Source organism: Microbacterium sp. 5K110 (genome assembly GCF_005774735.1).
Taxonomy (GTDB): Bacteria; Actinomycetota; Actinomycetes; order Actinomycetales; family Microbacteriaceae; genus Microbacterium.
In genome coordinates this window covers 1-19,400 of the sequence record NZ_VBUM01000044.1, presented here as the reverse complement: position 1 = coordinate 19,400, position 19,400 = coordinate 1, and the positions used below count along the sequence as shown (strand labels likewise).

Here is a 19,400-nt window from a genome sequence, read left to right as displayed (position 1 = left end):
CGCGCCTCAGAGCTTGCGCAGCAGCACCGATTCGACCGTGTGGTCGGCGCCCTTCTGCAGGACGAGCTTGGCCCGGTGGCGCGTGGGCAGCACGTTCTCTTCGAGGTTGGGGAGGTTGATGTCGCGCCAGAACCCCAGCGCGCGCGCGACGGCCTCCTCGTCGCTGATGTCGGCGAACACGCGGAAGAACGACGTGGGGTTGGTGAAGGCGTTGTCGCGCAGGGCGAGGAAGCGATCCACGTACCAGCGTTCGATGTGCGATGCGTCGGCGTCGACGTAGATCGAGAAGTCGAACAGGTCGCTGACCGCGACGTCGTTCGGCGTGGGCGGCGGCTGGAGGACGTTGAGCCCCTCGACGATGACGACGTCGGGTCGGTGCACGGTGACGTGGGCGTCCGGCATGATGTCGTACCGCACGTGCGAGTAGAACGGGGCGCGCACCTCTTCGGCGCCCGACTTCACTTCGCTGAGGAACTCCACGAGCGCGCGCCGGTCGTAGGACTCGGGGAAGCCCTTGCGGTGCATGATCCCGCGGCGCTCGAGTTCGGCGTTGGGGTAGAGGAAGCCGTCGGTGGTCACCAGTTCCACCCGCGGGGTGTCGGGCCAGCGACTCATGAGTTCGCGCAGCAGGCGCGCGATCGTCGATTTCCCGACCGCCACCGACCCGGCGACCCCGATGACGAAGGGGGTCGTCACATCCGACTCGCCCAGGAACGCGCTGGTGTCGGCACCGAGGCGACGAGTGGCCCGAGCATAGAGGCTGAGGAGCCGGCTCAGCGGCAGATAGACCTCGGACACCTCGCGCAGGTCGAGGCGATCCCCGATCCCGCGCAACTGCACGACCTCGGTCTCGGTGAGCGGCTGCTCGATACCGCCGGCCATCCGGGCCCAGTCGGCGCGGTCGATCTGGCGGTACGGGCTCAGCGACGGTGCGGGAGCGGCGGTCTCGGCGGCGGACACCCGCCCATGCTACCCGCGGGCTCGCACTACGCTCGGAGCGTGCGACTCGGGGTACTCGACATCGGATCCAACACCGTCCACCTGCTGGTCGCGAACGCGCGCGCCGGGGGACGGCCGACCGCGACGACCTCGCACCGCTCGGTGCTGCGGCTCATGCGCTACCTCGAGCCCGACGGCTCGATCTCCGCCGAAGGCGTGCGGGGGCTCGTGGATGCCGTGACCCAGGCCTGCGAGACGGCTCGCGCCGAGGGTGTCGACGAACTCCTCGCCACCGCCACCTCGGCCGTGCGCGAGGCCGCGAACGGCGACGACGTGATCGCGCGGATCGAGGAGGTGCTCGGCCAGCCTCTCCAGGTGCTCGGCGGTGAGACCGAGGCACGGTACACCTACCTCGCCGTGCGCCGGTGGTTCGGGTGGTCGGCCGGGCAGATCCTGCTGTTCGACATCGGCGGCGGGTCGCTCGAGATCGCCGGCGGCGCCGACGAACTGCCCGAGCTCGCCGAATCGGTGCCGCTGGGCGCCGGCCGCTCGACCGTGCAGTTCCTCCCCCACGACCCGCCGAGCGAGGACGAGATCGACGCGCTGCGTCGGCACGCGGCATCCGTTCTCGCCCCCGTCGCGGAGCGGTTCGCCGCTCTCCCGCGGCCGGATCACGTCATCGGTTCGTCCAAGGCGATCCGCTCGCTCGCGAAGCTCGCCGGATACCCCGTGCCCGGATGGTCGGGGATCGACCGCATGGTGCTCCCGCGCAAGGAGCTGAAGGACTGGATCCCGCGGCTCGCACGGATCCCCGCCGACGCGCGCGAGGCGCTCCCCGGGATCACCGCGGACCGCACGTTCCAGATCGTCGCTGCCGCGGTCGTCGTGGAGCGCGCGATGAAGGCGATGGACGTCGACGAGCTCGAGGTCTCGCCCTGGGCGCTGCGCGAAGGCGTCCTTCTGCGGTACATCGAGTCCCTCGCCTACTGAGCGCGATTCGCCACCTTTCGTCGCCTCGGGCGGTGGGCAGGCGACAAAGCTGGCGACTCGCGCGCGGGTCAGAGAGACAGACGCTCGCGGACGACGCCGGCGAGGCGGTCGGCGTGGGCGCGCGCGACGTCCTCGGACGCGGCCTCGACCATCACCCGCACGAGCGGCTCGGTGCCCGAGGCGCGCAGCAGCACGCGGCCGGAATCGCCGAGCTCGGCCGTGGCCGCAGCGACCGCCTCCTGCACGACCGCGTCCCCGACCCCGTCCCGATCGACGCCGCGGACGTTGACGAGCACCTGCGGATAGACCGTCATGATCGCGGCCAGCTCTGCCATCGTCTTCTTCTGCCGCGCCATCTCGGCGACGATGTGCAGCCCGGTCAGCAGCCCGTCGCCGGTGGTGGCGAAGTCGCTCATGATGACGTGTCCGGACTGCTCGCCTCCCAGCGAGTAGCCGCCCTCGTTCATCGCCTCGAGCACGTATCGATCTCCGACGCCGGTCTGCTTCACCTGGATGCCGTGCTCGGCCATCGCACGATGCAGGCCCAGGTTGCTCATCACCGTCGCCACGAGGGTGTCGTGGGCGAGGGCGCCGCGCTCTTTCATCGCCACGGCGAGGATCGCCATGATCTGGTCGCCGTCGACGATGGTGCCCTGCGCGTCCACAGCGAGGCAGCGGTCGGCGTCGCCGTCGTGCGCGATCCCCACATCGGCGCCCAGACGGACGACCGCCTCGGCGAGGACGTCGAGATGCGTGGACCCGACGCCGTCGTTGATGTTGAGCCCGTCCGGCTCGGCACCGATGACGGTCACCGTCGCTCCGGCATCGCGGAAGGTCTCGGGCGAGACGCCCGCCGCTGCGCCGTGGGCGCAGTCCAGAACGACATGGATGCCGTCGAGCCGGTGCGGGAGCGAACCGAGAAGGTGCACGACGTACCGGTCTTCGGCGTCGGCGAAGCGTCGGATGCGGCCGACGCCGGCACCCGTGGGCTGCAGGCGCTCCCCCTCGAGAGCGCGCTCGATGCGTTCCTCGACGATGTCGGGGAGCTTCGTGCCGCCCCGGGCGAAGATCTTGATCCCGTTGTCCGGGGCGGGGTTGTGCGAGGCCGAGACCATGACGCCGAAGTCGGCATCGGTGTCAGCGATGAGGAACGCCGTTGCCGGGGTGGGAATCACGCCCGCGTCGAACACGTCGACGCCCGACGAAGCCAGACCCGCGGAGACCGCGGCCGAGAGGAACTCCCCCGAGACACGCGGATCGCGTGCGACGACAGCCGAGAGGCGACGCCCTTCGGCGATGCGCGCCTCCGCGGAACGACCCTGGCCCAGGACGACCGCGGTCGCCTGGGCCAGGTGCAGCGCGAGTTCGGCGGTGAGGAGGCCGTTGGCCAGCCCCCGCACCCCGTCCGTGCCGAAAAGAGGCATCCGGAACGTCGAACTCAGCGCTTGGAGTACTGAGGCGCCTTGCGGGCCTTCTTGAGACCGGCCTTCTTGCGCTCCTTGACGCGAGCGTCGCGAGAGAGGAAGCCGGCCTTCTTCAGACCCGGGCGGTTGTTCTCGACGTCGATCTCGTTGAGCGCACGGGCGATGCCGAGGCGCAGCGCACCGGCCTGACCCGAGGGGCCACCGCCGGAGATACGGGCGATCACGTCGTACGCGCCGGCGAGCTCGAGCACCGTGAACGGGTCGTTGATGAGCTGCTGGTGGAGCTTGTTCGGGAAGTAGTCCTCGATCGTGCGGCCGTTGACCGTGATCGTGCCCGAGCCGGGAACCAGACGCACGCGGGCGATGGCCTGCTTGCGACGGCCGACGGCTGCGCCGGGGACCGACAGAACGGGCCGCTCGGCCGCGACGACGGACTGCTCGGCCGGCGTCTCGGTGCTGAAGGTGGTGGAGTCGATGTTCGACACTGTTTCGTCCTTATCCGGCGGCGCTTACTGGGCGACCTGGTCGAAGGTGTACGCGGTGGGCTGCTGGGCACCGTGGGGGTGCTCGGCGCCGCGGTAGACCTTGAGCTTCTTGAGCTGCGCCGCGCCGAGGCTGTTCTTGGGCAGCATGCCGCGGATGGCCTTCTCGACCGCGCGGACGGGGTTCTTCTCGAGGAGCTCCTCGTAGTTGACCGACTTCAGGCCGCCCGGGTAGCCCGAGTGGCGGTAGGCCATCTTCTTCTGGAGCTTCTGACCCGTGAGCGCCACCTTCTCGGCGTTGATCACGATGACGAAGTCACCCGAATCGATGTGGTTGGCGAAGGTCGCCTTGTGCTTGCCGCGGAGGAGGACCGCCGCGTGCGAGGCCAGGCGGCCGAGGACGACGTCGGTGGCGTCGATAACGACCCACTCGCGCGTGACCTCTGCGGCCTTGGGGGTGAAAGTGCGCGTCACAGTAGTGCTGCTTTCTTGTTCGAACGGAGGAGTTCGTGAATCCCGCTCCGGTGGTCCGTTCTCCGGTCGATGACCGGGCAACAGGGCCGGTGGAGGGCTCACGTTCGTGGCACCTGCTCGCAGTGAGGCGGGCACCAAAGAGTAATCCTACGGCATCCGGATGCCATGGCCAAACGTTCGGCCACCCTCACCCGTACAGCGACCCGACGACCACGACGGCGATCCCTGTGCCGTTGTAGACGACGTGCACGAGGATCGCCGGCCAGAGTCGGCCGGTGACCAGGACGCACACCCCGCAGATCGCACCCACCAGTGCGAGCGCGGCGGCATCCGTCGGGCCCAGCGGGGCCACGAGCGCGTGGGCGACCACGAACAGGATCGACGACAGCACGAGGGAGGCGACCACGGCCGCCACGTGGCCGCTGAGCCGGCGCACGGCGGTGTATGTGCAGACCAGCACCACACCGCGGAAGAAGAGTTCCTCGAGGGCGGGGCCGACCGTCGTGGCCGCGACGGACTCGGCGACGAGTCGCGACGTCACCCCTCCCGTGCCGGCGGACGGCCACGCCGGCGCCCCGGCGGCCGCGTCGAGCGCGCCCTGCGCCAGCCGCAGGCCGACGCCCCAGACCGCGCCGATGAGCACGTCGACCGCACGGAACCGTGTGAGGCCGCGGGGCCGCGACCGACGGAAAGCCCACACGACCGGCACGGCGAATGCGGCCCACAGCACCGCCTGGGTCACGACCTCGGCGATCGCGCCCGGCAGGAGCACCGCGCCGGCCCGCGCGGCCAGCACCCCCAGGCCGAGGGACAGCACGGCCCAGCCGAGCATCTCGGCATCCCAACGGGCGACGCTGGGGCCACCCTCGCGCCACGCGCGGTGCCGGCGACGCGGGGGCGTGCGGGGGCGATGACGGGCGACCGGGTCGGACATGAGCAGCACCGTATGGTCGCCGGACACCCTCACACCGCGTTTCGCGGCGCGACCGTCCCGGGCTCGCATCGTCCCCCACCCGCTCGGCATCCGGCGTTCACCCGCCAAGACGACACCGACCCCGGCACCGAGAAGGTGCCGGGGTCGGTGGGCACGTCCTCCGCGGAGTCGCGGGCGAGGTCGAGGACGTGGTCGAGGGGCGTCAGCGCTTCAGGAACTCCCGAAGTACGCGGTTGAACTCGTCGGCGTGGCTGACGTTGACGCCGTGCGGAGCACCCGCGACGACGTGCAGCTCGCTTCCCGGGATCGCCTCGTGCGTGCGCTTGCCCGACCCCGCAAAGGGAACGGTCGCGTCGCTGTCGCCGTGGATGATCAAGGCAGGAACAGTGACGTTCTGCAGGTCGTCGCGGAAATCGGTGGTCGCGAAGGCCTCCATCGACTTCAGCGCGGCGTGGTGGTCGGCCTGATTCGCCAGGCGCTCGGCCTCGGCCTGCTCCGCGGAAGACACGGCGAGAGCACCGTCGACCGAGAAGAAGTCGGTCGTGAACTGGTGGTAAAAGGTCTTCTCGTCGTCTTTCAGCCCCTTCTCCATCCCGTCCGCGGTGCCCTTGTCGAGCGGCCCTTCCGGGTTATCGTCCGTGTGGGCGAGGTAGGGCGGAACGGCGGAGGCGAAGACGACGCTGCGCACGCGGTTGGAGCCGTGGCGCGTGAGGTAGCGGGCCACTTCCCCGCCGCCCATGGAGAAGCCCACGAGGGTCGCATCGCGCAGGTCGAGGGTCTCGAGCACGGCGTCGAGATCGTCGGCGAAGGTGTCGTAGTCGTAGCCGGTGCGCGGCTTGTCGCTGCGCCCGAAGCCGCGGCGGTCGTACGTCACGACGCGATAGCCGTCGGCTTCGAGCACCGGCACCTGGTGGGCCCAAGACTCGCCCGAGAGGGGCCATCCGTGGATCAGGACGACGGGGCGTCCGGCCCCGCCGGTGTCGTCGACGTGGAGGTCGATGTCGGTCAGCAGTCCGTGGTGTGCGGTGATCTCGCTCATGGAGCTCATGTTTCGCCGGGCACCTGCACGCGAGCCCGCGGTTGACGGGCTCGGCTCGAATTGCTACTTCGCGGCGAGAGGAATGGCACATCCGCAGTTCCGACGCAACGACCCGGATCGGTTCGCACGAGGTCGATACCCTCGCGCCATGGCATCCCTCCGCGTTCCCGCCATCGCCCTCGCGACCCTCGGCCTCGCGGTCGCGGTGACCGCCTGTGCCCCGGCATCCCCGGGGGCGGGGACTCCAGACCAGGTCGTCTACCAGGCGGCGATCGCCGCGGTCGTGCAGGCGGAGTCGGATGCCGGCGGCCGGGCGTTCGAGCTCGAGATCGACTCCGGGACGGCGCAGGTGCACGTGGCCGTGGGCGATCGCGACATCGAGGTCGATGTGGATCTGGCCGGCCCGACGGTGACGGAGCGACGGGACGACGGATCCCTGGAGGGCGAGGATCGTGCCGCGCTGGACGCGGCGGGAACGACGCTCGCGGACGGCATCCGCATCGCGGCCGCGGCCCGGAGTGCGAGCGGAGGGGTGACCGATGCCGGGGTGGATCGCGACACCGATGCCCCCGCCTGGAAGGTCGAGTTCGCCGACGGAGCAGAGGTGTCGGTAGCCGTCTCCGACGGCGGCGTCGTGCGCTCCGCGGGCTGACCGGCTCGGATTCCGTCAAAGTCGATGGCTCCGGGTGCGTTCCGTGTCCCGAGGTCGGACCGGTGACGGCTGGTCTTGAGTTGTGCACAATTGAATTGCGTGCAACCATTACGTCATGCCCGCCGTCGACTCGCTCGTGTGCTTCGCCCTCTACGCCGCCAGCCGCACGACCACGCAGGCGTATCGCGTCCTGCTCGACCCGTGGGACCTCACCTACCCTCAGTACCTCGCGCTGGTGACGCTGTGGAGCGACGGCGACCAGACGGTCAGCGGACTCGGCGAGGCCCTGCAACTGGACTCCGGCACGCTCTCCCCGATGCTCGCGCGCATGGAGAACGCGGGGTACGTCACGCGTGAGCGCCGCGCCGACGACGAACGCGTCGTGACGGTCTCGCTCACACCTCGCGGTCGGGAGATGCGCGACGAGCTCGCCCAAGTCCCGCGCTGCATCGCCGTCGGATCGGGGATCGCCGACGCCGACAGCGCTCACGAGCTGATCCAGGCGCTCCAGCAACTGACCGTGGCGATGCGCGATCTGCGCGACCACCCGCGGACAGCGCTGGACGCGATCAGCGCCCCTCGACCGAGCGTCTGACCCCGCGTCGACAGCCACCCCGCCCACCAGAAAGGAACCACCCCATGGACGTCCTCTACACCGCAGAAGCCCTCTCCACCGGCGAAGGCCGCAACGGCCACGTCGTCGCCGGCTCCCAGATCGACCTCGACGTCGCCGTCCCGAAGGAGATGGGCGGATCCGGCAACGGAACCAACCCCGAGCAGCTGTTCGCCGCCGGCTACGCCGCGTGCTTCCACAGCGCGCTGCACGCCGTCGCCCGCGGCCACAAGGTGAAGCTCGAGGACTCCTCGGTCGGCGGTCGCGTGCAGATCGGCCCCAACGGCCAGGGCGGCTACCAGCTCGCCGTTCTACTCGAGGTGGTGCTGCCCGGCGTGGAGCACGACCTGGCCCAGCAGCTCGCCGACGAGGCGCACCAGGTGTGCCCCTACTCCAACGCCACGCGCGGGAACATCGAGGTCACGGTCACCGTCGCCGAGGACTGACACCGACGCAGCGAAGGGGGCACCGGCGAGTCGGTGCCCCCTTCGCGCTTCCCTACAGGCGGCGCATCGCCGCCCGACGTAGGGTGACAATCGTGATCCGCGTCCTGGTCGTCGACGACGAAGCACTCGTGCGCTCGGGGTTCGAGCTCATCCTGGGCGCCGCGGACGACATCGAGGTGGTCGCCGCCGTCGACGGTGACGCGGCCGTGGAGGCCATCCGTCGCGAGCGGCCGGACGTCGTCCTCCTGGACATCCGGATGCCGGGACGCAGCGGACTGGACGTGCTGGCCGAGCTCCGCGACGATCCCGACCGCCCCGTCATCGGCATCCTCACCACGTTCGACACCGACGAGCACATCGCTCGTGCGCTCCAGGACGGCGCGTCAGGGTTCCTGGTGAAGGACACCCCGCCGGAGCATCTGGCCGCGATGGTCCGCTCGCTCGCCGCCGGTGGGGTCGTCTTGTCGCCGCAAGTGTCCCGCACCCTCGTGGAGGGGTATGTCGGAGCGCCCGATCCGGATGCCGTAGAGCGGGTGGCGCTCTTGACCGACCGAGAGCGCGACGTGCTGGAGCACCTCCCCACCGGCGAGTCGAACGCCGAGATCGGACGACGCCTGCATCTGAGCGGAGCCACCGTGAAGGATCACGTCAGCGCGATCCTCGCCAAACTCTCGGTGTCGTCGCGACTGGAGGCGGCTCTGATCGCGGAGCGCGCCCGGCGAGGCGGCGACCGGCGGTGACCACCAACGCACGCGACCGCCTGCGAGTCTTCACCCGCACCCGCTGGTTCGCGGTCGTCACCGACCTGGCCTTGGCAGCTGCCGCCGTGATCGACGTCATCGTCCTGCTGCCCGCCTGGACGCCGTTCGAGTCGACGCTCGCCGCGATCGCCGTCGCGGGCCTGCTCGTGCGCCGACGTCTGCCGTGGGTCGCGTTCGCGCTGGTGCTGCCCGGCCTCGTCGTGGATGCCATGACGATCGCCGCACCGATCGCCCTGCACTCCGTGGCCGTGCGCGAGCGACGCCTTCCCCCCGTGATCGTCGCGGGCGCGGTGACCTTCGTGTGCTTCCTTCTCCCTGACTGGCAGTTGCCGGAACTGGACTACCTCGCCCCCTCGCTCCTGTACGCCCTGCTGTACGCGGCCACTCCGATCGCCCTCGGCGCGCTCGTACGCACGCGTAGCGAGCTCAGCGAGCGGGTGGGCGAGCTCTCGGCTGCCCGGGAGGGCGAGCGCCGACGCGACGAACAGGACGTGCTCCGCCGCGAACGCGCGCGCCTGTCCCGCGAGATGCACGACGTCGTCTCCCACCAGGTGAGTCTCATCGCCGTCCAGGCGGGCGCGCTCCAGGTCTCTTCGGCCGATCCCGCCGCACGGCGCGGGGCCGGGATCATCCGCTCGCTGTCCGTGCGCACGCTCGACGAACTGCGTCAGATGGTGGGCGTCCTGCGGGCCGAGGGCGCGCCCACCCCGGGCGACAAGCCGCAACCCACCCTCGACGATCTGCCGCGTCTGCTCTCGGACAGCGACCTCCCGGCGGATCTGGTCACCGATGTCCGCGGCGAGCTCGCGCCTCCGCTGCAGCGGGCGGTCTACCGGACCGTCCAAGAGGGACTGACGAACGCGCGGAAGCACTCCCCGGGGGCGCGCGTCCGAGTGAGCGTGCGGACGACGACGACGACCGTGGACGTGGTCGCGCACAACGACGCCCCGGTCACCGACGCACTCCGCCTGCCGTCGGGCGGCGCGGGGCTGAGAGGACTGCGCGAGCGCGCCGAGCTGCTGGGCGGACGCCTCGACGCCACCGGCGAACCCGACGGAGGGTTCCGCCTCGCGGTGACGTTTCCGCGGCGCGAACCCGAGCGCTGAGTCTGCCTCAGGACAGGCGCAACTCCGCTTCGGACTTCGGGTACGTCCGACGCAACCACTCCCCGAACCCGGGCTGCGCCAGGCACGCGGAGGCATCCGCGCATCGCACGACGGGGTCGTCGGCCGCGTAGGTGCGGTACACCTCGACCTTGGCATCCAGCACGTCCCCCGCGACATTGACGGGCTGGTCCTGCGACGGATAGCCGAGGTAGTACGACATCGCCTCGGCCTCGAGACCCACCGCCGGGGTGGAGGCGCGCACGAGCGAGCCGACGCACGAGTGGTCGGGGTGGTCGCCCTGCGCGAAGGCGCTCTCGTGCGGCACGTTCGTGCTCACTCGCCGCGGGCGGGCGGCGGCCATGAGTTCGGCGAGCGTCGCCGTCAATCGGGGGAGACTGTACGCCGGACCACCGTCGATCGGCACGAGCTCGGTCGCGTCGCCGTTGATGAGCTGCGTCAGCCCAGCGTGGCCGGTGGCGGTGAAGCCCTTCGCGTCGAGACCACCGTCGGGCAGACGCAGGACCGTGATGGACAGGCGCGGCTCGTCGGCCGGCACGAAACGCGTCACGCGTGCTCCGCTGAGGAGGGTGAGCTCGCGCTCGTCCCACTCCCCCGTCGCTCCTCGCATGAGGTCGTACGCCGCACGGATCCCCGCTTCCCGCTCTTGCGCGTACTCCAGGCCCTTGCCCGCATCGCCCGCCGTGACGTAGACGGCACGCACGGTGGCGCCCGCCGCGATCGAGTCGGCGAGACCGGGATTGGCGAAGATGATGTCATCATCGGCGTGCGCCCAGATCGTCATCGCCGTATCGATCCCCGGGGCTTCGAACGCCGGAGACAGTTCCGTCGGCGCCGCCGGCGGAGCGATCGGCTGAAGCGGCGTCCACGCGCCCACCGGACCGCCGCTGCGACGCAACTGTCGCACGAGAAGGGCGCCTCCGCCGAGCCCGGCGAGCGCCAATCCGCCGATGATCAGTCCCCGCCGCGTCACACGGACGCGGCGGGCGTCGCGCGCGGATTTCTCCCGCTCGCCTTCCACCCCAGCAAGGTCGTCGTCCTGCACCGTGGCTCCGTCTCGTATCCCCCCGGGCCGAGCGGGCGACGGTTTCGGGTCGTCGGCGCTCGGCGTGACCTTCCGACGCTATCGCGTCCGCACCGAATACCCGGACAGTCCACGCGTCATGCCCACCGCGCGGCGGGGGAAAGGGGGCCGACCGGCGGGGCGAACGACACCGCCGCGCCCATCGTCCTCATCGCGCGCGCTCAGCCGGCACCTAGGCTCGGCCGAAACACTCGGGGCCATGCAGACGTCTTCGCCGCCGCGGTCGCTGTCTCCCTTCGCCCTGCGCGTGCGCGCCGTCCTGTGGGAGTGGGACCCGATCGGCGTGCGGTCGATCGGAGACGGCTGGCCCGAAGACGAGTACGACGACCTGCTCGTTCCACTGATCGACGCGATCGCCGAAGATCCTCCCGTCGACCAGCTCGCCGACGAGTTACGGGGAGTTCTCGAGACCGACTACGGACTGCCTACCCCAGAGGGGAGCGTCGAAGTGGCCCGCACCCTGCTGGCGTTGCGGCACGAGGACGCGCCGCGCCGCGATTAACGCTCGCCTCCGGTCCACGCAAGCCCGCTGCCCTCCTCGCCCGGGCGTCCTATCGTGCTGCCATGGTTGATCTGCGCCGCCCCCAGACCCCCGATCCGTACCCCCTTCTGCCCGCGGTCGCCGCCTTCGACGTCGTGAGCGACGACGTCACCGACGGGGCGCCTCTGAAGGACGACCAGGTCGCCGCGCGCGGCAACACGTCGCCGCATCTCCGGTGGTCGAACGTCCCCGAGGGCACGGCCTCGTTCACCATCACGTGCTTCGATCCCGATGCGCCCACGCCCAGCGGCTTCTGGCACTGGGTCCTCGTGGACCTGCCCGGTGATCTGCGGGAGATCCCGGCCGGATTCGCCTCGGGACACCTCCCTGCCGGCGCGTTCCACATCCGAAACGACGGCGGCGAGGCCGGCTTCATGGGAGCGGCACCGCCCGAGGGCGACCAGCCCCACAGATATTTCTTCGTCGTGCACGCCGTCGGGAGCGAGAGCCTCGGGGTGGATGCGGGCGCCAGCCCCGCCGCCGTCTCGTTCGGCCTGGCCTTCTCGACGCTCGGGCGCGCGATCGTCCACGGCACCTTCGCCCACTGAGGGAGCGACGCACCGCACGCCGAGGTCGCCGTCGCGCGACGGGCGCGCGATCCGGTCGCCGTGGCATCCTCGCGCGGCGGAGGGGTCAGGACAGGCGGAGCTCGGCCTCGCTCAGCGGATACGACCTGCGCAGCCAGTCCCCGAACTTGGGCGTGCGCAGACAAGAGTCGCGGTCGGCGCACCGCACGACCTCGTCCTGTTGCGTATAGATGCGGTAGGTCTCGACCTTGGCATCCAGGACGGCCCCGTCGAGCGTCTGCGGCAGGTCCCTCGACGGATATCCGATGAAGTACCGGATGCCGGGGGCCACCGTCGCGTCCCGACCGATCGAGTCGCGGACCAGCGTCCCGACCGCCGAGTGGTCGGGGTGATCGCCGGGGGCGTACGCGCTGCCGCGAGGGACGTGCGTGAGGATCTGCGAGGGCTGCAGCGCGGTCGCCAGCTCGCTCAGGCCGGTGGAGAGCCGGCCGAGGTCGACGGCCGGCCCGCCGTCGATCGGCGCGAGACTGCCGATCCCTCCGTCCAGCAGAGCGCTGAGAGTCGTGTACCCCGTGGAGCCGAACCCGCCACCGGTGATGTTGCCGTCCGGGAGCCGCACGAACATCACCGAGATCCGCCCGTCACCCTGGGGGGTCAGTCGGTCCACCCGGAGCCCCGAGTCCAGCGTGAGGACGGTGGAGTCCCAGAGCCCGTCGACGCCGCGCATGTGGTTGTACGCGCGAAGGATGCCGAGCTCCCGGGAATGGGTGTATCCGATGCCCTTCCCGGCGTCGCCCGCGGTGAGGAACACGGTCCGCACGCAGTGCCCCGCGGCGATCGCACCGGAGATCGTGGGATTGCCGAAGATGATGTCGTCGTCGGGATGCGCCCAGATCGACAGCAGCGTCTCGCCGTCGCACGGCTGCGCCGCCGGCGAGAGCGGGGCGGGCGGTGGTGTCGGCGTCGCGGCAGGCGCGGAAGAGGGAGGGGCCGTCGAAGTCGGCACGGATGTCGATGACGAAGACGGGATCGGCAGGACGCCGTCGGGAGCCGCGACCCCGACAGGCCAGAACCCGAGCGCACCCGAGACGACGATGGACGCGCCGGTCAAGAGCACGACGGCAAGGATCGCGACGAGGGCGCCGACGCCGAAGCGATCCCGGAGCAGAGTCCGCCGGTCAGCGCGTGTCATCGGTGATTCCTCCGGCGTCGGGGGCGTCGGCATCCGGATGCCACGCGATTCGAGCCCCGAGCATAGGCGAACCGGCGCCTTACACCAAGGACGGCATCCCCACTCCCTGCTTGACAGGAGCGGCATATCTGCGCTTCGGCGCGATGCGCAGCCCGAAGGTCGCACCACGCAAACGCGTCCCCCGTTCGGTGGACAACCGTCCGATCCCCGGAAAATCAGGGTGACTCCAGCCAACCTCCAGGAAACAAATCGTTCATCCAGGGGTGATTCACGGGGTGAGTTCAGGCTGTTATCGTTCAGCAGGAGAAACCACGATCCGAACGCTCGGGGAAAGGGGCCTACGCACTGTGACGTCTGACCTCCAGGTCGACGCGACATCGACGTCGCAGAGCGCCGTCGCCGGCATCGACGATTCGCCGACGACGAGAACACGCTCCCAGTCCCCCGCGGACATCGCTTCCCCGGCCGCGCCCCCGACGCACGACCGCTGGCGCCAGCGGTATCGCCGTAATCTCATCCTGACCGACTTCGCGTCCCTGGTGTGGGTCGTCTACGGCACCCAGCTGGCGTGGTTCGGCACGGGGAACGCCGCTGTCGCGGCCAGCCGTGACAGCCGCATCACCGACCTGTCGTACTGGGTCTTCTCCGCCCTTCTGATCGTCGCCTGGATGTGGGCGCTCTCCTTCATCGACTCGCGCAGCGACCGGGTCCTGGGCACCGGCTCGCAGGAGTACATCCGGGTCGTCGACTCCAGCTTCCGGCTGTTCGGGACCATCGCCATCATCGCGTTCCTGACGCAGATCGACGTGGCGCGCGGGTATCTCCTGATCAGTCTGCCCGTCGGTGTCTTGGTCCTGATCGTGACGCGCTGGCTCTGGCGCCAGTGGCTGGTCGTGCAACGCTCCCGCGGGAAGTACTCGGCGAACGTGCTGCTGGTGGGCTCGCTCACCTCTGTGACGCAGTTGGCGCACGAATTCGCCCGCAGCCCCAACGCCGGCTACCGAGTGGTCGGGGCGTGCGTGCCCAGCGGAAAGGTCGCCGACACGATCCCGGGCACCGACATCCCCGTGATGGGACATGTCGGCGACGTCATCCGCGCTCTCCAGGTCACCGGCGCCGACACGGTCGCCGTCACCAGCGCGGACGAACTCCCGGCAGACAAGGTCAAGCAGATCTCCTGGAGTCTCGAAGCCGGCCGCCAGCACCTCGTGCTCGCGCCGAGCATCATCGACATCGCCGGCCCACGACTGCACACGCGTCCGGTCGCGGGCCTTCCCCTCATCCACGTCGAGACCCCCCGGTTCTCGCGGGGACAGATCTTCCTGAAGCGCACGGTGGACCTCGTCGCCAGCATCGCCGGTGTGATCGTCCTCAGCCCTCTGCTGGCCTTCCTCGCGATGGCCGTGCGGCTCTCCAGCGAAGGCCCGGTGTTCTTCCGACAGAAGCGCGTGGGATTCCGCGGGCGCGAATTCACCATGATCAAGTTCCGCTCGATGGTGGTCAACGCCGAGGATCTCCTCGAGCAGTTGGCGAAACAGGAGCGTGACGCCGGCAACGAGGTGCTGTTCAAGATGAAGAACGACCCGCGTGTCACCCCCATCGGGCGAATCATGCGCAAGTTCAGCCTCGACGAGCTCCCGCAGTTGTTCAACGTCATCGGCGGTTCGATGTCGCTCGTCGGCCCCCGTCCCCCGTTGCCTTCCGAAGTCGCCCTCTACGCTGACCACGTGCACCGTCGATTCCTTGCCAAGCCCGGCATCACCGGGCTCTGGCAGGTCAGCGGACGCTCCTCCCTCTCGTGGGAAGAGTCCGTGCGCCTGGACCTGTCGTATGTCGAGAACTGGACGCTCGTCGGCGACTTCGTGATCCTCGGCAAGACCGCCCGCGCCGCCCTGGCGCCGGGCGAGACGGCCGCGTGAACTCCCCGCGCCCCTGCGCGGGTCGACGGTGCGCCACTCGCGCGCCGTCTCTGGACAAAGCTGGAGGAGACCCGTGCGTCTTTCTGTAATTGGTTGTGGGTACCTGGGAGCCGTTCACGCGGCGGCGATGGCCTCGATCGGACACGAAGTGGTCGGTATCGACGTCGACGAACGGAAGGTCGCCTCGCTTTCGAAGGGAGAGGCCCCCTTCTTCGAACCCGGACTGCAGGAGATCCTCGCCGACGGGATCGCCTCGGGCCGCTTGTCCTTCACGACCGACATGGCCGCCGCGCAGGGTGCGAAGGTTCACTTCATCGGCGTGGGCACGCCCCAGCAGCCCGGCGGATACGCCGCCGACCTGACCTACGTGCACGCGGCCGTGGATGGTCTGCTGCCCTACCTGTCCGAGGGTGACATCGTCGCGGGCAAGTCGACGGTGCCCGTCGGCACCGCCGAGTCGCTCGCGCCCCGTGTGAGCGAGCGCGGAGCGACCCTCGTGTGGAACCCCGAGTTCCTCCGTGAGGGCTGGGCGGTGCAGGACACCATCGACCCCGACCGTCTCGTCGCGGGCGTCCCGAGCCTCGACGGCGCGCCGACCGAAGAGGGCGCGCGCACCGCGGACGTGCTGCGCGAGGTGTACCACCCCTCGATCGCCAAGGGCACGCCCTTCATCATCACCGACTACGCCACCGCCGAGCTCGTGAAGGTGTCGGCCAACGCGTTCCTCGCGACGAAGATCAGCTTCATCAACGCGATGGCCGAGATCGCCGAGGTCACCGGAGCCAACGTGACCACCCTGGCCGACGCGATCGGTCACGACGCGCGCATCGGACGCCGCTTCCTAGGCGCCGGCATCGGCTTCGGTGGCGGCTGCCTCCCCAAGGACATCCGCGCATTCTCGGCTCGGGCGGAGGAGCTCGGCCGCGGAGAATCGGTGGCGTTCCTGCGCGAGATCGACGCGATCAACCTGCGTCGCCGCGACCGCGCCGTCGACTTGACCGTCCAGGCGCTCGGCGGCGCGGTGTTCGAGAAGAAGGTGACGGTGCTGGGCGCCGCCTTCAAGCCGCACAGCGACGACATCCGCGACTCCCCCGCGCTCGACGTGGCGGTGCGCCTGCACGGCCTCGGCGCGGATGTCACCCTGACCGACCCGGCCGCCATCGAGAACGCCCGCCGAATCCACCCGCAGCTGACGTACGTCGAGGATCGCGACGAGGCTCTGCGCGGAGCGGATGCCGTGATCGTCGTGACGGAGTGGGACGAATACCGACGCGACCTCGACCCCGCACTCGCCGCCGAACTGACCTCCGGCCACGTCGTGATCGATGGCCGCAACTGCCTGGATGCCGCCGCGTGGCGCGCGGCCGGCTGGACGTACTACGGCATGGGTCGCCCCTGACCCCTCTGACACATTCGCGAACGCCCCGGCAGCATGCCGGGGCGTTCGTCATTCGCGCCGGCCCGCACGAATGTCCGTCCCGCCCGTGACGAATCACCCGCTCGGTACGTCTCCTCAGTAAGCGAACATCGCTGCACCGGGAACCAGCCCGGAGCAGAACGTACTGGAAGGACACTCCGATGGCTATCGAAGACACGCCCACGGCATCCCCGGCCGCGCCCCACGGGTCGCGCGTAGACCGCGCGTACACCGGTTCCGGGGACTCCGCCGAGACTGCGGGCAAGAACACCATCGCCGACGCGGTCGTGGCCAAGATCGCCGGCATGGCCGCGCGTGAGGTCTCCGGCGTCCACGCCCTGGGTGGCGGCGGAGCCCGCGCCTTCGGCGCGATCCGCGACGCGATCAACGCGACCGACCTGGCCCAGGGGGTGAAGGTCGAGGTGGGCGAGACCCAAGCCGCGGCCGACCTCACGATCGTGGTCGAGTACCCGGCTCCCCTCCAGGAGGTGGCCGACCAGGTGCGCGCTCGCGTCGCCGGCGCCATCAGCCGTCTCGTCGGCCTCGAGGTCGTCGAGGTCAACGTCGACGTCAACGACATCCACATCCCGGGTGACGACGACGACGACTCGACCCCCTCCCGCGTGTCATGAACCCGACTCTCACCGGCGCGCTCGTCGGTCTCGTCCTGGCCGTCGCCGCTCTGATCTTCGGATTCTGGGGCTTCCTCCTGGTCGCCCTCTTCATGGTGATCGGCGCCGTCGTCGGCCGCATCGTCTCGGGCCAGATCGACATCCGCAGCATCGCCAACGCATTCTCGGGTCGGAGCACATCGTGACCACCGTGATTCCCGGGACGGCCACGGCCGCTCCGGGGGGCGGGGTCGCGGTGCGCCTCGGCGGCCGCGTCGACATCGCCGACCGGGTGTTCCGGAAGGCGGCGGAGCAGGCGGCCGCCGAATCGATCGGCGTCGACCGCGCGGATGTGAGCGTCGAGATCGCCGGCTCGCGCGACACCGTCGCCGTGCGCGTGCGGTCCCCGCTTCCGATCCCCCGCCTCGATGACACCGAGGCCGTGCTCGCGGCCACTCCCGTGCTGGAAGCCGCTCACGGCATCCAGCACGACCTGCACGAGCGTCTCACCCGCCTCTTCGGCCGCGAGGTCTCGCGCGTGGACCTGACCATCAGCGGCGCGACCGCCCCGAGCCGGAGGAGGGTGAGATGACCGACTCCGTCCTCCGCACCGTCGTGCGCCGTGAGACGCATTCGCCCCGCACCGCGGCGATGCTCGTCGTCGTGGTGCTGGTCATCCTCGCCGTGGCCTACGCCGCGGTCGAGATCGTGGTGGCGTCGCTCGGCCGACCTCCCCTGCTGATCGCCCCTGCCGCGGCGTTCGACGCGTTGGCGGCTCTCCCCACGGCCGTCGCGCCCGCAGCGCTGATCGCGACCGGCGTCGTCCTCGCGATCATCGGCCTCGTCGTCGTGATCCTCGCGGTGGCCCCCGGCCGCCTGTCCAAGCACGAGATGGCCTGGGGTGAGCGGGCCGTCGTCGTCGACAACGGCGTCGTGGCCTCGGCGCTGGCCCAGCATCTCGCCACCGAGTCGGGAATCGCCCGGGAGAATCTCCTGGTGGGCGTTGCTCACCGCACCGTCGACGTGACGGTCCGTCCGCCGATGGGCATCCCCGTCGACCGGGAGCACCTGCGCCGGATCGTCGAAGACGAGGTCGCGTCCTACCGGCTCACCCCGTCGGTCCGCACAATAGTCCGCGTCGAGCGTCCCCGTGACGCCGGGAAGGAGGACTCGCGATGAGAAGCACCAATCGCGCCGTGAACCGCATCCTGCTGTTCGTCGTGGCGCTCATCCTGCTCGGGCTGGGAGCCCTCCTGATCGTGGTCGTCGCCGTGCCCGGTGCCGCAGATGTGTGGACACGCACAGCCGACAGCATCCGCGGGTGGGCCGACGACATCGGCCAGCCCTCGCTCAGCATCGGCGCCGTCGCTGCGCTCGTGGTCGTGGCACTCCTCCTCGTCCTCGTCGCGGTCGGGGCCGTGCGTGGACGCCATCGAGTTCCCCTCCAGTCGACAGGAGCCGAGGGCGCCGCAGGGCGAATCACCATCACGGACGGCTTCGCCTCGACCGCTCTGAAGAGCTCGCTCGACGAGCGCGACGAGATCCTCGCCTCCCGCGTCGCCTCGAACGAGGTGCGCAAAGAGGCGGTGCTCCACGTCAGCGTCACGCCGCGACAGAACACGTCGCCGCGCCGGATCGCCGAGGACGTCGACACGCTCGTCACAAACCTCGCGACCCTGACGGGCCAGCAGTTCCGCACGTACATCTCGGTGCACTCGAGTCTGCGCGCCAAGCTCGCGCACGACCAGCGGCGCCTGAACTAGAAAGAGGATGCCATGCGCAACCGCATCATCATTGTGGGCGCCGTCGTTCTGGTCGCTTATGTCCTGGGCACCCGCGCCAGCGGCGTGAAAGTGAAGTCCCGCGAGTCGGTCGGTCATCAGCTGGTCCGTATGTGGGACGACCCGCGCTCACGTCGCCGTCGACGCAAGGCCGCCGCGAAGGCGGAGAAGAAGGCCAAGAAGGCACTGCGCCAGTTCCGCCGATAGACGGCTCGGATTCGGGAATCGGGTCGGCGCATGGGCGCCCCTCTCCTTGCGCGTCGCGAGGCGGGGGCCCCTGCCATTCGCGCCTCGGGACGCGGTTCGTCTGTGGACGAATTCTGCGAATTCTTACATGCGCATGTAAAGATGCCTTCGACAGAAGGGCCAGCGATGCGTCTCCTCCCCGACCCCCCACCCCTGCCTCCGCGAGAACCCGCGGCGCCGCCGGACGCCGACATCGCAATCGGG

Annotated in this window: 24 protein-coding genes; 16 read left to right on the top strand and 8 right to left on the bottom strand. The window is 70.2% G+C overall.

Annotated elements, in window-relative coordinates:
• Window positions 1–6 precede the first annotated feature (6 nt).
• Window positions 7–960 carry a type I pantothenate kinase gene (coaA, locus tag FE256_RS11085; protein ID WP_138175579.1) on the bottom strand — a complete coding sequence of 318 codons (954 nt, stop codon included), beginning with the start codon at window positions 958–960 and terminating at the stop codon, window positions 7–9.
• A 39-nt stretch (window positions 961–999) separates the two neighbouring features.
• On the opposite strand from coaA, the gene FE256_RS11080 reads away from it, so the two are divergent.
• The gene (locus FE256_RS11080) at window positions 1,000–1,929 is read left to right on the top strand and encodes a Ppx/GppA phosphatase family protein (protein ID WP_138175577.1); all 930 of its coding nucleotides are present in this window, start codon (window positions 1,000–1,002) and stop codon (window positions 1,927–1,929) included.
• Window positions 1,930–1,997: 68 nt separating this feature from the next.
• Here the strand turns inward: FE256_RS11080 and glmM are convergent, their stop codons facing one another.
• From glmM to FE256_RS11055, 5 genes are all read right to left on the bottom strand, one after another.
• A complete protein-coding gene (gene glmM, locus FE256_RS11075; RefSeq protein WP_138175575.1) occupies window positions 1,998–3,353 on the bottom strand; it encodes a phosphoglucosamine mutase in 1,356 nt (451 codons plus the stop codon).
• Window positions 3,354–3,367: 14 nt separating this feature from the next.
• Complete coding sequence (gene rpsI / locus FE256_RS11070) at window positions 3,368–3,838, bottom strand: 30S ribosomal protein S9 (RefSeq protein ID WP_138175573.1); 471 nt, start codon at window positions 3,836–3,838, stop codon at window positions 3,368–3,370.
• A 24-nt stretch (window positions 3,839–3,862) separates the two neighbouring features.
• Entirely contained in the window at window positions 3,863–4,309 is a 447-nt protein-coding gene (rplM, locus tag FE256_RS11065; RefSeq protein ID WP_056226423.1) for a 50S ribosomal protein L13, read from the bottom strand.
• A gap of 187 nt (window positions 4,310–4,496) precedes the next feature.
• Window positions 4,497–5,243, bottom strand: a complete 747-nt coding sequence (locus tag FE256_RS11060; protein ID WP_171024302.1) for a CPBP family intramembrane glutamic endopeptidase — start codon at window positions 5,241–5,243, stop codon at window positions 4,497–4,499.
• Between the two features lie 202 nt (window positions 5,244–5,445).
• Entirely contained in the window at window positions 5,446–6,282 is an 837-nt protein-coding gene (locus FE256_RS11055) for an alpha/beta fold hydrolase (RefSeq protein WP_138175569.1), read from the bottom strand.
• A 148-nt stretch (window positions 6,283–6,430) separates the two neighbouring features.
• Here FE256_RS11055 and FE256_RS11050 point away from each other — a divergent pair, with 148 nt between their 5' ends.
• The 5 genes from FE256_RS11050 (at window position 6,431) to FE256_RS11030 (ending at window position 9,860) form a co-directional block, all read left to right on the top strand.
• Window positions 6,431–6,934: a hypothetical protein gene (locus tag FE256_RS11050; protein ID WP_138175567.1), complete on the top strand. Its 504-nt coding sequence runs from the start codon at window positions 6,431–6,433 to the stop codon at window positions 6,932–6,934.
• Window positions 6,935–7,049: 115 nt separating this feature from the next.
• Entirely contained in the window at window positions 7,050–7,529 is a 480-nt protein-coding gene (locus tag FE256_RS11045; RefSeq protein ID WP_138175565.1) for a MarR family winged helix-turn-helix transcriptional regulator, read from the top strand.
• A 44-nt stretch (window positions 7,530–7,573) separates the two neighbouring features.
• Window positions 7,574–7,993 (top strand): organic hydroperoxide resistance protein, encoded by a 420-nt coding sequence (locus FE256_RS11040; RefSeq protein WP_138175563.1) that lies wholly within the window; start codon window positions 7,574–7,576, stop codon window positions 7,991–7,993.
• A gap of 92 nt (window positions 7,994–8,085) precedes the next feature.
• Window positions 8,086–8,733, top strand: a complete 648-nt coding sequence (locus FE256_RS11035) for a response regulator (protein ID WP_138175561.1) — start codon at window positions 8,086–8,088, stop codon at window positions 8,731–8,733.
• Window positions 8,730–9,860, top strand: coding sequence for a sensor histidine kinase (locus FE256_RS11030; RefSeq protein ID WP_138175559.1), 1,131 nt, complete (start codon window positions 8,730–8,732; stop codon window positions 9,858–9,860). Before FE256_RS11035 ends, FE256_RS11030 begins: the two co-directional genes overlap by 4 nt.
• Before the next feature lie 7 nt (window positions 9,861–9,867).
• Here FE256_RS11030 and FE256_RS11025 read toward each other — a convergent pair whose 3' ends face one another.
• Window positions 9,868–10,923, bottom strand: a complete 1,056-nt coding sequence (locus FE256_RS11025; RefSeq protein ID WP_138175557.1) for a PIG-L family deacetylase — start codon at window positions 10,921–10,923, stop codon at window positions 9,868–9,870.
• A 238-nt stretch (window positions 10,924–11,161) separates the two neighbouring features.
• Between FE256_RS11025 and FE256_RS11020 the strand changes: the two genes are divergently transcribed.
• Window positions 11,162–11,464, top strand: coding sequence for a hypothetical protein (locus FE256_RS11020; protein WP_138175555.1), 303 nt, complete (start codon window positions 11,162–11,164; stop codon window positions 11,462–11,464).
• A 62-nt stretch (window positions 11,465–11,526) separates the two neighbouring features.
• Window positions 11,527–12,051 carry a YbhB/YbcL family Raf kinase inhibitor-like protein gene (locus FE256_RS11015; protein ID WP_138175553.1) on the top strand — a complete coding sequence of 175 codons (525 nt, stop codon included), beginning with the start codon at window positions 11,527–11,529 and terminating at the stop codon, window positions 12,049–12,051.
• 85 nt (window positions 12,052–12,136) lie between these two features.
• Here the strand turns inward: FE256_RS11015 and FE256_RS11010 are convergent, their stop codons facing one another.
• Complete coding sequence (locus FE256_RS11010) at window positions 12,137–13,222, bottom strand: PIG-L family deacetylase (protein WP_138175551.1); 1,086 nt, start codon at window positions 13,220–13,222, stop codon at window positions 12,137–12,139.
• Window positions 13,223–13,569: 347 nt separating this feature from the next.
• Between FE256_RS11010 and FE256_RS11005 the strand changes: the two genes are divergently transcribed.
• The 8 genes from FE256_RS11005 to FE256_RS10970 all read left to right on the top strand — a co-directional run bounded on the left by FE256_RS11005 (window position 13,570) and on the right by FE256_RS10970 (window position 19,157).
• Window positions 13,570–15,141 (top strand): sugar transferase, encoded by a 1,572-nt coding sequence (locus tag FE256_RS11005; RefSeq protein ID WP_138175547.1) that lies wholly within the window; start codon window positions 13,570–13,572, stop codon window positions 15,139–15,141.
• A gap of 73 nt (window positions 15,142–15,214) precedes the next feature.
• A complete protein-coding gene (locus tag FE256_RS11000) occupies window positions 15,215–16,540 on the top strand; it encodes a UDP-glucose dehydrogenase family protein (protein WP_138175545.1) in 1,326 nt (441 codons plus the stop codon).
• A gap of 179 nt (window positions 16,541–16,719) precedes the next feature.
• Window positions 16,720–17,190 (top strand): Asp23/Gls24 family envelope stress response protein, encoded by a 471-nt coding sequence (locus tag FE256_RS10995; RefSeq protein ID WP_138175543.1) that lies wholly within the window; start codon window positions 16,720–16,722, stop codon window positions 17,188–17,190.
• The gene (locus FE256_RS10990) at window positions 17,187–17,375 is read left to right on the top strand and encodes a DUF2273 domain-containing protein (RefSeq protein WP_138175541.1); all 189 of its coding nucleotides are present in this window, start codon (window positions 17,187–17,189) and stop codon (window positions 17,373–17,375) included. Before FE256_RS10995 ends, FE256_RS10990 begins: the two co-directional genes overlap by 4 nt.
• Window positions 17,372–17,761: a hypothetical protein gene (locus FE256_RS10985; RefSeq protein WP_138175539.1), complete on the top strand. Its 390-nt coding sequence runs from the start codon at window positions 17,372–17,374 to the stop codon at window positions 17,759–17,761. The genes FE256_RS10990 and FE256_RS10985 overlap by 4 nt, the downstream gene beginning before the upstream one ends.
• Window positions 17,758–18,348 carry a DNA/RNA endonuclease G gene (locus FE256_RS10980; protein WP_138175537.1) on the top strand — a complete coding sequence of 197 codons (591 nt, stop codon included), beginning with the start codon at window positions 17,758–17,760 and terminating at the stop codon, window positions 18,346–18,348. Before FE256_RS10985 ends, FE256_RS10980 begins: the two co-directional genes overlap by 4 nt.
• Window positions 18,345–18,932, top strand: coding sequence for a hypothetical protein (locus FE256_RS10975; RefSeq protein ID WP_138175535.1), 588 nt, complete (start codon window positions 18,345–18,347; stop codon window positions 18,930–18,932). The genes FE256_RS10980 and FE256_RS10975 overlap by 4 nt, the downstream gene beginning before the upstream one ends.
• 12 nt (window positions 18,933–18,944) lie before the next feature.
• Window positions 18,945–19,157 carry a hypothetical protein gene (locus FE256_RS10970; protein ID WP_138175533.1) on the top strand — a complete coding sequence of 71 codons (213 nt, stop codon included), beginning with the start codon at window positions 18,945–18,947 and terminating at the stop codon, window positions 19,155–19,157.
• The last annotated feature ends 243 nt before the right edge of the window (window positions 19,158–19,400 follow it).

What these genes read in the sequence shown, in the direction of transcription:
- glmM (WP_138175575.1), bottom strand. Translation starts at nt 3,353, where the DNA reads ATGCCTCTTTTCGGCACGGACGGGGTGCGGGGGCTGGCCAACGGCCTC.
- FE256_RS11060 (WP_171024302.1), bottom strand. Translation starts at nt 5,243, where the DNA reads ATGTCCGACCCGGTCGCCCGTCATCGCCCCCGCACGCCCCCGCGTCGC.
- FE256_RS11055 (WP_138175569.1), bottom strand. Translation starts at nt 6,282, where the DNA reads ATGAGCGAGATCACCGCACACCACGGACTGCTGACCGACATCGACCTC.
- FE256_RS11050 (WP_138175567.1), top strand. Translation starts at nt 6,431, where the DNA reads ATGGCATCCCTCCGCGTTCCCGCCATCGCCCTCGCGACCCTCGGCCTC.
- FE256_RS11045 (WP_138175565.1), top strand. Translation starts at nt 7,050, where the DNA reads ATGCCCGCCGTCGACTCGCTCGTGTGCTTCGCCCTCTACGCCGCCAGC.
- FE256_RS11040 (WP_138175563.1), top strand. Translation starts at nt 7,574, where the DNA reads ATGGACGTCCTCTACACCGCAGAAGCCCTCTCCACCGGCGAAGGCCGC.
- FE256_RS11020 (WP_138175555.1), top strand. Translation starts at nt 11,162, where the DNA reads ATGCAGACGTCTTCGCCGCCGCGGTCGCTGTCTCCCTTCGCCCTGCGC.
- FE256_RS11015 (WP_138175553.1), top strand. Translation starts at nt 11,527, where the DNA reads ATGGTTGATCTGCGCCGCCCCCAGACCCCCGATCCGTACCCCCTTCTG.
- FE256_RS11010 (WP_138175551.1), bottom strand. Translation starts at nt 13,222, where the DNA reads ATGACACGCGCTGACCGGCGGACTCTGCTCCGGGATCGCTTCGGCGTC.
- FE256_RS10995 (WP_138175543.1), top strand. Translation starts at nt 16,720, where the DNA reads ATGGCTATCGAAGACACGCCCACGGCATCCCCGGCCGCGCCCCACGGG.
- FE256_RS10990 (WP_138175541.1), top strand. Translation starts at nt 17,187, where the DNA reads ATGAACCCGACTCTCACCGGCGCGCTCGTCGGTCTCGTCCTGGCCGTC.
- FE256_RS10980 (WP_138175537.1), top strand. Translation starts at nt 17,758, where the DNA reads ATGACCGACTCCGTCCTCCGCACCGTCGTGCGCCGTGAGACGCATTCG.
- FE256_RS10975 (WP_138175535.1), top strand. Translation starts at nt 18,345, where the DNA reads ATGAGAAGCACCAATCGCGCCGTGAACCGCATCCTGCTGTTCGTCGTG.
- FE256_RS10970 (WP_138175533.1), top strand. Translation starts at nt 18,945, where the DNA reads ATGCGCAACCGCATCATCATTGTGGGCGCCGTCGTTCTGGTCGCTTAT.